Here is a 13,679-nt window from a genome sequence, read left to right as displayed (position 1 = left end):
TCATCTCTTTATACTATTCTATAACGATGCAAAAAAAAAACGCTTAGTTACCTAAGCGTTCCTTTCTTTAAGAAGCTTTCTTCAAATCAATTTGAGCAAGTACTGGGTCATGGTCGCTTACACGTCCGTGCTCTTTCATTATATTTGAGTTTAAGTGCACTGGATCTACAATTGTGTGTGGTGCGATATTATTTGTTACTAAAATATGATCTAACACTTGTGCATTTCCTTCGTGAATGTACGTGTAACGATTCTCTTTTGGCACTGTGTTTAACATATCTTTTAAGATTGTTCCCTCTAGTGTTTTTAGTGGTTTAGAGAATTCGAAATCGTTCATATCACCTAACACGACAACTGGTGCATTCGTATTCTTTTTCTGAATTCCTTGCACGAAATGATTTACTTCTTGTGCTAACTGAATTCGTTTGTCTTCACTTTTTAATACGAGCGGCTGCACTTTTCCAAATGGCGTTGCATCTCCTAGTTTTGAGTTTAAGTGATTTGCAACGACAACAATGTTTTGTCCTTGGAACGTAAATTCTGCCGCTAACGGTTTACGTGTACTTTCAAATAATGGATTTTCGTCTCCAATACGAACAACATTTTTATCAAGTAACTTTGGTACCGTCGCTAATTTCACGCGTGATGGATTGTAGAAGAAGCCGACGCGAATATTCGCTCCTGGTGCTCCTCCGTCTTGATTATTGTTTGGAGCGATTTCTACATACTCATACTTCGGTCCACGAATTTCTAGCACTGCATCAATGATACGTTTTGCGCTTAATGACGCATCTGTTGTACCGTCATTAATTGATCCGTTATTATCTTGCATTTCCTCTACACCGATAATATCTGGCATTTTTAAGTTGTATTTAATAGAATACGCTAACGCTTTTACCTTTTCATCTGTTGTTTCTTTTTTATTCGCTGAGAAGTTTTCAATGTTATATGTAGCAACCGTTAACTTATCAAGACGTGGCTGAATATTTGCGCCTACTTGCTTAAATCCACCATCCACTACAGCTGGCAGTTCTGTTATTGGCGAAATACGGAAAGAACCGTAATCATATCCTACTACCCCTGTTATATCTCCAGTGAAAGTATCTCCTACTTTTGCTACATAATCGCGAGGTACTTTTACAGAAAGACGCTCTGGGTTTAATTGGTTTTCATCTAATAGAGGTGTGCCATATTGTGTTACTATTTTATCTCCACCATTTTTTACTGTTACATATAAATTTCCATTTTTCTGAGGTGCAATAATTTTTGGTGTTGGCATCGTAACACGCATGCCTTCTATACTTTCATAAAAGTCGATTGCATCTTCATTTGGATCAAATAAACCGAATGCATCATTATCAATAATCTGGTCCGGGATTTTCACACCGTTTTCCCCAAGTACAATCGGTGCTGGCAAAGATTGATCTTTTGCGATTACAGCAACGCGACTCGCCTTAATTTCTGTCGTCGTTAAGTCTGTTTCAAATCGCTCTGCATATCCTGGTCCAACATATTCTTCTACTACTCCATCAACTTGAATAAGATCTCCTACTGCTACATTCGCATCTTTTTTATATACGTACATACCTTCTGAAGTAGCTGGATCATTATCTGGCTGATTGTCTTCTATATAAAAGCCGTTTTTATCAAGCGCTGTGACAACGCCTTCCACATTGTTTACTTTCTTCCCGTTGTAAGGAGACATATGTGATTTTCCTTGAATGTCATGAATACGAACTGGTTCATTATTTACGATAATAAATGAAAATGTCGAAATTGCTGAAGAAGTAAGTCCTTCTTTTTCTGCGATTGCTTTCACTACACTATTTTCATTCACTATAATTTGTCCATTATAAAGAACACTTTTATTAGTAGGATTAGAGCCATCTAACGTATAGTAAATCGTTGCACCTTCTGTATTCGTCGTTAATGTTACCGCTGTTCCTTTAGCAACTTCTCCACCGTTCGGTGAAGCTACTACATCGCTAACACGGTTTTGTCCTTCACCTTGAAACTTATAAGCTGTTACTGATTTTAAACCTGGGTTACTAAAATATAATTCAAGAGTCCCAGTCAAACTAACTTTCTTCCCGATATTTTCAGGGTGATCTTTTACATTCACTGCCGTTCTCACATCACCTTTTGGCAACTGAACGGGCATGATTTTGTCTGGATTCGTTTCGTTTGGCGAATCTGCAATTGCTACGTTTGTATCATCAAACTTAGCTGGATCCTTCGTATATTTAGAAGAACTTTGCGTATATCCGACAATATATCCTTCCACAATCCCCTTCGTTTTCCCTTGCTGCTTAAATACTTGAATTGCTTTTTCTACTGACATAGAAGCAGTTTCTTCTGCTTGCGCTAAAGTTCCAGTAAATGAAAGCAATAGCAAGAATGATAAAAAGACACTTAACAATTTCTTCACAGCCATTTTCCTCTCCCTATTTCATATTTTCTCAGCATTTCTATCATAACAAATGATTCGTTATATAGAACTATTTTTCGACAAATTTTACAAAAGATTTATTTAATTTACAAGCTTTCAAACTATAATACAAAATAATAATTTTACACCTTCTACAAATGCACTCTATAATGTTAGAGAGAGAAAACAGAAAATATCGACATTTGATTGGCATGTAAAATGGATTCATTTGAATAGGAGTGATTGGATGGAAGTGCAAACAGAAACATACCGCGCAGCTATGAATGGAACATTAGAACGTCATTTTTCAGATATGATTGCTGTTATACCAACTAGAATTACAATTGAGCAGTTAAAACAACGGCTAGAAAATATCGCTACTAAAGTTGATGAGTTAAAAATTGTTTATAGTGATGAGACAAGCCTTATTGTTGAGTTACATATGGATGAAACAATCATACCGTATGAACTGCATATTGATGAGGCGAATGACCCAGAAGAATATAAAATGTACAATAGACAAGATTCTACAATTGTAGATCGTAATTTTGAAGATGCGGCTTTCGGTACTGAAATTTTCACTCGTACGCTATTTGTAGGCGATGTACTCGACTGCTTTTTCCAGCAAATACAATTTTTATGGAACCTCGCCCCAGATTTGTTATTTGTAATCGATTCAAGTGCAGCAATGAAAGTGATATCTAGAAACTATATTGAATATCACGTTGAAAATGAATTATTACCTGACATTCCTGACTTATACGTTATTCATTCCGTTTATGAAGACGATAAAGAAGGTGAGCCTACGCAATATTGGTTTCATACACACGGCCTTTTAAGAGCGGGCGTAACTGAAATAGAGTTAATTATTCCAAATCGCATTTCTTCCTACTACGGCATTGGCGATCTCTTTCAAACATTTGCTAATAATGCCGTTGAGAATGGACAAGTCCCTATGAATGAGCCTATCGTTATCGCGCATAGTCAGCAAGGTTCTATACATACAGTCGCTGTTCCGTGGGAGAAAGGATTATCTTATATAGGGCATAAAACGAGTATGGACCAATTATCTTCAATCGAGGATGAAGAAGTGAAATTACAGCCAATAGATGCACAAAATACATTCTTAGGCGGAATGGATGCCCGAGATGAATACCATCAATCTCCATCCGTTCTCTTATTCAAATTTAATACTTCAGAAGAATATATTGAAAGTTTTTTCAAAGAAAACGAGGAAGCTACAGGGCTCATGTTCTATAAAACAAATAGTGAAACCGATCGTATGGCTTATAATGCGAAAAATACTTTCGGGTATTTCAGCAACATTTTTCAAATTGAAAAATCAAATGAAGAGTTTCGTTTTCTCGCTAAGTTTGGTGTTTCCTATGAAGAGGGTAAAAGCGAACATATGTGGTTTGAAATGCAACATATTACAGAAGACCTGATTCAAGGAATACTCATCAATGAACCATATTTTATAGAAGATATGAGTGAAGGAAATAGTTATCATTTAGATTTTGATAACTTAACAGATTGGGTTATTTATGCAGGAGATGCTGTTATAAAGCCAAATAACTTATATATGTTTATTGGCGAATAAGTATTTTATATAATAAACGAAACGCCTTCAATATGATTGAAGGCGTTTCTTATAATTTATTGTGCGATTAATTCAGCATCTATTACTTTCTCCAAATGAGATAATACACGCTTTGCAGCTTCCTCACCTTGATTCATACAGTCTGGAAGTCCAGCACCAGCATAGGAGCTACCTGCCAAGTATATACCTGGCAACTCTTTCTCCATAAATGTTGTGAGCTTTTTCATTCGCTCGTTATGGCCCACTGTATATTGAGGCATCGCTTCTTTCCAGCGACTTACGATTGTAAACTCTGGATCCTCTGTAATATCCATCGTCTTCCTTAAATCTTCTAGTACGAGCTGAACGAGTTCTTCTTCAGTTTGTTCTACAACCGCTTCATCACCAGCACGTCCAACGTAACAGCGAAGGAGTGTTTTTCCTTCTGGCGTTGTATGTGGCCATTTTTTATGCGTCCACGTACATGCTGTAATGGTGTAATCGCTATTTCGTGATACGACAAATCCTGTACCATTAATATCGCGCTGGATTGCAGACTTTTGGAAAGCAAGTGCCACATTCGCAACGGATGTGGATGGAATATTACGGAAGAAACGAAACTGCTTGTACTGAGCAAACATGGACGGCAATACTTTATGCGAAGTTGCCACTACGATGGCGTCCGCTTCTATTTCTTTTCCGTTACTAAGAGTAATCGTATAACCATCACCCTGTTTCGCAACTTTTTCAATGCGAGTTCCCTTTATTATCGTACCTTCATGCATCTTTGCTTCGAGAGATTTTACGATAGATTCTAAACCTGTTTTCACTGTTTGGAACATTCCCTTTTTCGGTTCAGCTTTCTCTTCTTTCGGAGCGAGCGTACGCATACCGAGTGAAATACTGCGATGTTTCTGCTCAATTTGATACATTTGCGGGAATGTTGACATTAAGCTCATTTCATCAATATCCCCTGCATAAATACCCGATAGTAACGGCTCTATTAAGTTTTCAACCACTTCGTTTCCAAGACGATGTCTGAAAAATTGTCCGAGTGATTGGTCAGATACTGGCTTTGACCTCGGCATTAATAGATCAAAGCCAGCTCTTAGTTTACCAATTGGGGAGAACAGCCCGGAAAATAGAAACGGCGTAATTTGCGTTGGAATTCCCATCATTGATCCATTCGGCATTTTATGTAACCGATTGTTTACAAGGATAAATGATTGACCGGCTTGATTATTTACAAGTTCATCGCCAAGACCTAATTCTTTCACTAATCTAGCTGCACTTTCTTTTCGTGCTAAGAAAGAATCTGGTCCGCGCTCAATTGTAAATCCATCTTTTCGAACGGTTTGAATTTTTCCGCCAAGTTTACCCGATGCTTCTATAAGTAATGTATCAATCGGCAAGTTTTTTTCATGAATATTTTTTTGTAAGTTATACATTGCTGTTAATCCAGTGATGCCTCCGCCGACGATCACAACTTTTTTCCTCAAGCAGGCTCCTCCTTTCTTCTTACAGTACAGATTCTTTTTTCTTTAATACAACATCTGTTAAACAATCAATAAATGCCTCCGATGCATTTGGCATTTCTGGACGATAATATTTTGCACCAATTTCATCCGTTACAACTTTACACTCAAAGTCGTTGTCATATAAAACTTCTAAATGTTCCGCAACAAATCCAACTGGTGCATATACGAATGAAGTATAACCGTGCTTTTCATTTAGTTCTCTCGTTAAATCTTGTACATCTGGACCAATCCAAGGATCTGGTGTGTTTCCTGCACTTTGCCAGCCTACTGCATAGTTTGCTACTTCAGCTCCGCGCGCGATATAATCCGCTGTTTCATTTAATTGATCTGGATATGGATCGCCCATTGCAATAATTTTCTCTGGTAAGCTATGTGCAGATACGATTAATACTGCTTTTTCACGCTCTGCATCTGACATACCGTTATATATACCTTTCACTGCATCAACCCAGTACTGGATGAATTTCGGCTCTTTATACCAGCTATCAATGCCGTGAATTGTTAAGTTTCCAAGTTTCTCAGCTTCTTCTTGTGCTCGTCCAACGTACGATTTCACGCTAAACGTAGAATAGTGAGGTGCAAGAACAAGTGCGATTGCATCTTGTATTCCGTCGTTATGCATATCTTTCACCGCATCTTCAATAAACGGTTCAATATGTTTTAAGCCAAGATACATATGGTACTCTACTTCATCTTGTACTTCATTTAAACGCTTCTCTAACTTCTTAGCTTGCTCTAATGTAATAGTAGCTAAAGGAGAAATACCACCAATTGCACGGTAACGCTCTGTTAAATCTTCCAGCATTTCAGGACTTGGCTTTCTTCCTCTGCGAATATGTGTATAGTAACGTTCAATATCTTCTTCTTTATATGGCGTTCCGTATGCCATTACAAGCAAACCAATTTTCTTTTTCATACAGCAATGCTCCTTTACTTCGCTAACTGCCCTTTAGAGTATTCATGAATAAATGTAGTTAAACGTTTTAATGTATCTGGATTTACTTCTGGGAATACACCGTGACCTAGGTTAAAGATATAACCCGGCTGTTTCATCCCTTGATCTAAAATACCTTTTACATGTTCTTCAATAACAGACCATGGTGCAAGTAAGAATGAAGGGTCCATATTGCCTTGTACCGCCTTATGAACGCCCCGTGCACGTGCTTCTTCAATCGGTAAGCGCCAATCTAAGCCGACTACATCAAGCGGTAAGTCGTGCCACTCATTCACTAAGTGTGCAGCTCCTACGCCGTGCATAATCATTGGAACACCCATCTTACGAACTTCTGCAAAAATACGCTCCATTGCTGGTTTAATAAATACGCGATAATCCGCTACATTTACTGTTCCAACCCAAGAATCGAAAATTTGAACTGCTTTTGCTCCTGCGTTAATTTGCGCTTTTAAATATGTAATAACCATATCTGCTAGTTTATCCATTAAAGCGAACCAAGCTTTCGGCTCTGCATACATGAACGCTTTCGTATTATGGTAGTTACGAGATGGACCGCCTTCAATCATATAGCTCGCTAATGTAAATGGAGCTCCTGAAAAACCGATTAACGGTACGTCTAACATTTCTGTCGTTAATAAACGAATTGTATCTAGTATGTACGGTACGTCATCTTCTGGATTGATTTCCCCTAGTTTTTCTACGTCTTGTAAAGAACGGATTGGGTTATCGATAACTGGGCCAATACCTGATTTAATTTCTACATCCACACCAATTGCAGGTAGTGGTGACATAATATCTTTATAAAGAATTGCTGCGTCTACGTTATACTGATCAACCGGCAATTTTGTAACGTAAGCACATAACTCTGGATTGTGTGTAATTTCAAATAAAGAATACTTTTCTTTAATCTTTCTATATTCCGGTTGTGAACGACCTGCTTGACGCATATACCATGCTGGTACATAATCGGTACGTTCCCCCCTACATGCTTTTAAAAATGTCTCATTTATAGTTCTTACCAAGACCCTTGCTCCCTTCCTTACCAATGCTTCGAATACGTTCGATATTTATCTTTTTTTACTATACAGCTTGTAAAAACAAAATGCATAATATTATGTACGTTGTTCATTAAATTGACACAAACATTCTTAAAAACGCTTACTATTTTCACAACATTCTTATTATAACACAGAGAAAAACTATGGTTTAGCTACTTTTGACTTTTCTCCTTCACGATTCGTTTGTGTATTATATGGTACAACGTAAAAGCTCGGTTTTGAAAATATGTTAACGAACTTTTCCTCATATTCCCCAGCACCATTTACAGTGCTAACATGCGTATGAATTCCGTTCTCCACTCTATAGATTCGGTACATAATTCTGTTATCTGGAAGTGGCGTCCAGCTTAATTTTGCTTTAAATAAACCGAAAGGGCTAAATGATAATTTCATTTTTACATCTTCAATTTTGCGCAGCCGAATCGGAGCGCTGATTGTTTCCACACCTTCAGGCTTCATAAACTTCTCTTTATGTTCTACATTAGACTTCGTTAAAATTTTCTTAAACAATTTTGTCGCAGATGCACTTTCTCCTTGCAACTGATGCTCCTTATCCGTACGGTCATAACCAATCCAAACAGCGCCTACTAAGTTCGGTGTATAACCAACGAACCACATATCTCTTGCTCCCTTATCGTCATTTGGCAATGAAGTTGTACCCGTTTTTCCAGCTAACGCACCGTTATATACACCAACTCTTGCTGTCCCTTCCTTCACAACTCCTTCTAGCATTTTCGTCATATACCATGCTGTCTGCTTCGAGAAGATTTTTGTCTCTACTTTTGGAGATTCCCCAATGACTGCACCGTGTCTGTTTAATACTTTATCAATAACGTGCGGCTCGATAATATTTCCATTTGCTAAAAATGAACGGTACATTTTTACAAGATCAAATGTTGAAACGCCATTTTTCAATCCGCCAAGCGCTGTACTTAAACCAGCATCTGCAATATGAACATTTCCTTTTTCTAAATATTGCTTTCCTTCTTCTACCCCTAACTCATTTAATAAAGAAACTGCCGGTACATTTGCCGACTCTAAAATCGCATCATACATCGTCATTTCTTTTGAATACTCATGATTATAATTTCGAGGTTCATACCCTTCAAAAGAATTTCTTTCATTCGTTAATAAAGAATACGGATTATACTTTTTCGTTTCTAGTGCTGGTGCATAAACGATAAGTGGTTTTAAAACAGATCCAGGCTGCCTTTTGGCAAAAACACGATTAAATCCTCTCGGGACGTACTTTCTTCCCCCAATCGCCGCTTTAATCCCTCCCGTACGATTATCCATTAATAAGAAAGCACCTTGCGCCCCCTCTTCTTTCCCAGGGAAATTCCTTGCATCTTGAAACTGGTTATATGCTACCTTTTGAATCTTTTCATCCATAGGTACGACAAACGTATATCCTCCGCGAAGTACTTCTTGATGAGACAACCCGTATAAACGAGCGGCTTCATCTATGACCATATCAATATACGGCATATATGCAAGCTCATTCTCATCTAAATTTTTATATAGAGCAATTGTCTTCCCTTGATAACGAACGCTTTCTTCTGCAGTCAAATAGCCTTGTTTATGCATAAGTGACAACACTAGATCACGGCGTTCCTTACTCTTCTCTGCAGAATAGTACGGTGAATATCCGTTTGGTGACTTCGGAAGGCCTGCAAGCATTGCCCCTTCCTCTACTGTTAAATCCTCAACATTTTTATTAAAATACAACTTTGCTGCCGCTTGAATGCCGTAAGCCCCATGACCAAAATAAATATGATTCATATACATTTCAAGAATTTGTTGCTTCGTATATTTTTGCTCTAATTGAAGAGAAATTGCGACTTCCTTCAATTTGCGCGTAAATGTTTTTTCACGAGTTAAAAAGACGTTTTTAGCGAGTTGCTGCGTAATGGTACTACCGCCCTCTACCTTCTCTCTAGCTAACGTATCTTTATAAAGAGCACGGAATATAGACGGATAATCAATCCCTTGATGCTCATAAAAACGAGAATCTTCCACCGCAACAAACGCCTGCTGCACATACTTCGGAATTTGCTCGATCGGTACGAGCTCTCTATTTTCTACGTATAATTTCGTAATTTCTTTCCCTTTCTGGTCAACGATACGTGATGAAGAGTGGAAAACGAGCTGCTTTTCATCCATCATATAGCCACCAGCTAACACGATAAGTTTATAGATTACAATCGCTACTACGAACGTTGCGACGCCGCCTAATAAAGTCCACTTTACTTTCTTCATACATCGTCCTTCTTTCCAAATGATGGTACATTTATTATTTGAAAAAGAAGTATCTTTATGTATATAATCTTCGAAGTTTTTTAAGAGAGTTGATATAATAGAAACAAACTATTAAGGGGGCATTAAAATGAAGGCTATTATTTCATACGAAACACCTCTAGAACAAGCACATTTCACTGCAAAAAATGATGAAAAAAATATGTTTTATAAAGAAAATACAGAAGAATCTGTAGAAGGCTCACTTAAGTATGACGTACTAGATGCTGTCGGTGAATTTAAAGGACAACCTGGCTATATCGTTTGTAACAACATTTCTGTCACAGACGAAGGTCGCCCTGTATTTGAAAACCGTTTTAAAAACCGCGCAGGCCTTATTGAAAACGAACCAGGATTCCAAGCGATCCGTGTTCTACGCCCATTAAGTAACGATACATACGTCATCTTAACGATGTGGGAAACAGAGCAAAACTTTAAAGACTGGACAGAATCACGTTCATTCGAAAACGCTCATAAAAAACGTCCCACGCAAGCAGAAGGACAAGCTCAAGCGCATCCACATGCGGAACAGCAAAAGAGTATTTTCTCTCGTCCATCTTTTGTGACTACTTTTGATGTGTTAGTTTAATTAAAACATAATACAACACTAACAGTACGTGAAATTATATCAACGATTTTCCGAATATATCTATCATATCTTGAAATATATCAACGATTTTCCGAATATATCTATCATATCTTGAAATATATCAACGATTCGACTAAAGATATCAATTTAATGACAAAAAGGAAACACCATTACACACCGGTGTTTCCTTTTTCTTTGTACCAATTGTATATACGAAGTGAATCTTTTTTTCTCATATGCTTTACTTCATAACCGCGCCCAGCTACCGCTACAAGAGTTGTACATAATTCATCTTTTCTTTGAAAATACGATTGATTATAACCTACTGCTTGAACATGTCTTCTTCGCATTATTCCTGTATATTTCGAAAAATTACGATATACAACCGTTAGTTGATTTTCTCTTAATTCATAACCGCCACTTTTATATCTAGCATACGCAAGTAACGAAAACACGATAAATAACGGTAAAATAACAAACAACGCAATATATTGTTCAAAATATATACTCACGCTGGCAATTAGAACTGTGAGTATGATACTTATTAACCAGCCCATAATGAAATAACGACGCAACGCTGTTTTTGGTAAGTGAACGATCTCCGCTTCGATTTCATATGGTAACTCTAAATATGTGATCAGGTGCTGTACATCTTTTTTCTTCATAAATGGATGCAACATTACTTCGTTACTTGCTGCTCCAATACTTTGAATTGCTTCCACTTCAACAGCACAATAGCCAAACGGCTGGCGAAGCATACCTTCTTTTACAGTAATCGCTTGAATGCGGTGCAATTTTAAGACAAACTCTTTCTTTTCAAATAATCCTTGAACGATACGAATCTCTTCCCCTTTTCGCTCAATTTTAAAGTTTGCATATTTCAACACATATCCAGCTGTGGAAATAATCCACGAAATTGCCATTAAAATTAATGCAATTACAATTAGTTTATAAACACCGTTTCCCATCACATACGCTTCTACTTTACTTGTGAATCCTTCAGGAAGAACAAAATCAAACTTTGTGTAAAGAAGTACTAGTCCAGAGAACACTAGTCCGAACCGACCAGATGTAATCGCTGCGGCTAAAACCTCTTTCGCTGTTAACTGATAAACCGTCTTGCTTTCTTCCTCTTCTATTTCTTCTTTTACAGTAGTTTCTTTCTTATGTAATAAAGAAATTAAATGTTTTGCCTCGTCTTCTTTAATACCAGCCAACATCACTTCTGGTTCATTACCACCACCGGCTACTTCTATATTTAACTTCATAAGTCCGAGCATTTGATAAATGATGTTAGAAGACGTACTAATATTTTGTACACGCTCTTTATTTAAATAGCTTTCCTTCTTTACAAAAACACCGTGCTTTATATGTAAAATATTATTCTCAATCCAGTACACTTTAAAATACCATTTAATTACTGAAAAAATAGCCATGATGAATAAAACAACCAGAAGAAAAAGATAAAATAAATACCAAGGTTCCACTTGTTCATCAGGTTTAAATAAAACAAGAATAATAAGTGGCAACAAACTCGCAATCCTAATACCTAACAATATCGTAATCGGATGTTGCCTCTTATACATCCTTATCACTCACTTTCGCAAGTTCTCCAATTTGTCTTTTCAGCTGTTCTGCTTCTTCTTTCGTTAAACCTGGAATACTATGAGAAGTTGCGGCTGTTGAAATATGTAATTCTGCTAAATTATACTTTCTCATGATCGGCCCTTGCTCAATCGTTACGTGCTGCACACGGATCATCGGAATAAGTACGCGTTTTACAACGAACATTCCCTTTTGAATCTCAATCTCTTCTTCATTTAATCTGTAACTATAATAGCGCTGACGTAAATTTGGAAACACAAAATAATCAAGTGGAATAAATGTAATAGCTCCTGTTACTAATAGTCCAAACAACCAGCCCCACCAGTTAAAGTTAATCATAAAAAAGAAATACGCAATTACGACTGTTAGTATAACTGCCGTCCCAATTAAAGCGTGAATTCGCCACACTTTCAGCATATTAGAATGAATCTCCCTTTCTAACGGCTGCATCTCATCACTCCAATTCTATGAATTTATTACTTATATATTATCAAAAAATAAGATTTCATATACATTTTTGTAAATTTATAGTCAAATAAAAATAGTTGAATCAAAAGCATATTAAAGAAACACACACCTCAGTTTTGAAAATTATGTATTATAAATATGAATTATATTGAACTAAAATAAACCTTACATGATTCATGTAAGGTTTATCGTTTTATACACAATATATTTCATTATTGTTGAGATATACTAGCATCGCTTTCAATTCGCTTTTCTTTTTGGCTCAGTTTTTTATCTTTAGATTTTTTTAATGTTAAAGTCATGCCAATAAAAATAAAAAGAATTCCTGTTATTTGCATTAAAGTTGGACGGAATCCAGTAAGTACAGTATCTAATAATATTGCCACTGCCGGATCTAAAAAAACTAATATTGAGATTGTTTTTGTAGATAAATAGCGTAAACTATCAAAAAACAGATAATATACTATCCCTGTGTGAATAAAACCAGTAGCTATAATATATGTCCAATTACTTTGAGTGAGGCCACTAAAAGCATCTAAATCTATAAATGGTATTAAAAGAAATATCCCCAAGAATGTTTGTAAAAATGTCATTGCATACGCACTCATTTTGTTAATCCCTTTACCAAATAAAGTTGTAAATGCATAAAAGAGAGCTGCAAGAAATCCCCATATCATACCTGAAGACATTAATGAACCGAAAGAGAAGCTTCCATCGATACCAGCAATTAATAAAGCTCCTGCAAAACACACAATTATTGAAATGATAGATATGAATGTTAATTTTTCTTTAAAGACGATACTTCCAATTAACAGTACAATTACTGGTGCAAGATGATAAACTGAGATAGCAATTGTAACTGACATATTTTCAAAGGCTTTAAATAAGAAAACCCAATTAAATACTAAGAAAAAGCCACATATTAAAACTTGAATAACTTCTTTTCGTTCCCATTTATCTTGTTTATATTGCCCTGTAAGCAACCAGCATACACTTAAAAATATTGTCGCAAAAATACACCTTACAAACACTAATTCAAACGAAGGTAAGTTTGTTTGAACCGAAAAAAAGCCAACTGATCCAAAGATAACCATTGATGCTATCATCTTTAAGGCCGGTACCGTTTTCTCTTGCTTAAAACTCTTTTGAAGCAAATTAATCCCC

General features: G+C 36.5%; 10 protein-coding genes. 2 read left to right on the top strand and 8 right to left on the bottom strand.

Going from position 1 to position 13,679, the window contains the following annotated elements; genetic code table 11:
* Positions 1-67: 67 nt before the first annotated feature.
* Positions 68-2,434, bottom strand: coding sequence for a DUF6359 domain-containing protein (locus NST90_RS05445; RefSeq protein WP_046392434.1), 2,367 nt, complete (start codon positions 2,432-2,434; stop codon positions 68-70).
* A gap of 241 nt (positions 2,435-2,675) precedes the next feature.
* Between NST90_RS05445 and NST90_RS05440 the strand changes: the two genes are divergently transcribed.
* Positions 2,676-4,028: a DUF4026 domain-containing protein gene (locus NST90_RS05440; protein WP_000453705.1), complete on the top strand. Its 1,353-nt coding sequence runs from the start codon at positions 2,676-2,678 to the stop codon at positions 4,026-4,028.
* 56 nt (positions 4,029-4,084) lie between these two features.
* Here NST90_RS05440 and hemY read toward each other — a convergent pair whose 3' ends face one another.
* The 4 genes from hemY to NST90_RS05420 form a co-directional block, all read right to left on the bottom strand.
* Positions 4,085-5,506 carry a protoporphyrinogen oxidase gene (gene hemY, locus NST90_RS05435; protein ID WP_001228101.1) on the bottom strand — a complete coding sequence of 474 codons (1,422 nt, stop codon included), beginning with the start codon at positions 5,504-5,506 and terminating at the stop codon, positions 4,085-4,087.
* 19 nt (positions 5,507-5,525) lie between these two features.
* The gene (gene hemH / locus NST90_RS05430; protein WP_000726779.1) at positions 5,526-6,461 is read right to left on the bottom strand and encodes a ferrochelatase; all 936 of its coding nucleotides are present in this window, start codon (positions 6,459-6,461) and stop codon (positions 5,526-5,528) included.
* A 14-nt stretch (positions 6,462-6,475) separates the two neighbouring features.
* On the bottom strand, positions 6,476-7,522 hold the full coding sequence (gene hemE, locus NST90_RS05425) for a uroporphyrinogen decarboxylase (RefSeq protein WP_000252605.1): 1,047 nt from the start codon (positions 7,520-7,522) through the stop codon (positions 6,476-6,478).
* Between the two features lie 177 nt (positions 7,523-7,699).
* Positions 7,700-9,817: a PBP1A family penicillin-binding protein gene (locus NST90_RS05420; protein ID WP_000756292.1), complete on the bottom strand. Its 2,118-nt coding sequence runs from the start codon at positions 9,815-9,817 to the stop codon at positions 7,700-7,702.
* A 127-nt stretch (positions 9,818-9,944) separates the two neighbouring features.
* On the opposite strand from NST90_RS05420, the gene hmoB reads away from it, so the two are divergent.
* Entirely contained in the window at positions 9,945-10,442 is a 498-nt protein-coding gene (gene hmoB, locus NST90_RS05415) for a heme-degrading monooxygenase HmoB (protein ID WP_070179171.1), read from the top strand.
* Between the two features lie 170 nt (positions 10,443-10,612).
* Here the strand turns inward: hmoB and NST90_RS05410 are convergent, their stop codons facing one another.
* The 3 genes from NST90_RS05410 to NST90_RS05400 all read right to left on the bottom strand — a co-directional run bounded on the left by NST90_RS05410 (position 10,613) and on the right by NST90_RS05400 (position 13,669).
* A complete protein-coding gene (locus NST90_RS05410) occupies positions 10,613-12,028 on the bottom strand; it encodes a PH domain-containing protein (protein WP_061113330.1) in 1,416 nt (471 codons plus the stop codon).
* Entirely contained in the window at positions 12,021-12,497 is a 477-nt protein-coding gene (locus tag NST90_RS05405) for a PH domain-containing protein (RefSeq protein WP_001182725.1), read from the bottom strand. The genes NST90_RS05410 and NST90_RS05405 overlap by 8 nt, the downstream gene beginning before the upstream one ends.
* 230 nt (positions 12,498-12,727) lie before the next feature.
* A complete protein-coding gene (locus NST90_RS05400; protein ID WP_000939621.1) occupies positions 12,728-13,669 on the bottom strand; it encodes a DMT family transporter in 942 nt (313 codons plus the stop codon).
* Between the last annotated feature and the right edge of the window lie 10 nt (positions 13,670-13,679).

This window comes from Bacillus sp. FSL E2-8900 (assembly GCF_037966225.1).
In the GTDB taxonomy this organism is placed as follows: domain Bacteria; phylum Bacillota; class Bacilli; order Bacillales; family Bacillaceae_G; genus Bacillus_A; species Bacillus_A cereus.
This window is presented reverse-complemented; position numbering and strand designations above follow the sequence as displayed.

Coding starts and splice junctions, on each gene's coding strand:
- hmoB (WP_070179171.1), top strand. CDS start 9,945: ATGAAGGCTATTATTTCATACGAAACACCTCTAGAACAAGCACATTTC.
- NST90_RS05445 (WP_046392434.1), bottom strand. CDS start 2,434: ATGGCTGTGAAGAAATTGTTAAGTGTCTTTTTATCATTCTTGCTATTG.
- hemH (WP_000726779.1), bottom strand. CDS start 6,461: ATGAAAAAGAAAATTGGTTTGCTTGTAATGGCATACGGAACGCCATAT.
- NST90_RS05420 (WP_000756292.1), bottom strand. CDS start 9,817: ATGAAGAAAGTAAAGTGGACTTTATTAGGCGGCGTCGCAACGTTCGTA.
- NST90_RS05405 (WP_001182725.1), bottom strand. CDS start 12,497: ATGCAGCCGTTAGAAAGGGAGATTCATTCTAATATGCTGAAAGTGTGG.
- NST90_RS05410 (WP_061113330.1), bottom strand. CDS start 12,028: ATGTATAAGAGGCAACATCCGATTACGATATTGTTAGGTATTAGGATT.
- NST90_RS05440 (WP_000453705.1), top strand. CDS start 2,676: ATGGAAGTGCAAACAGAAACATACCGCGCAGCTATGAATGGAACATTA.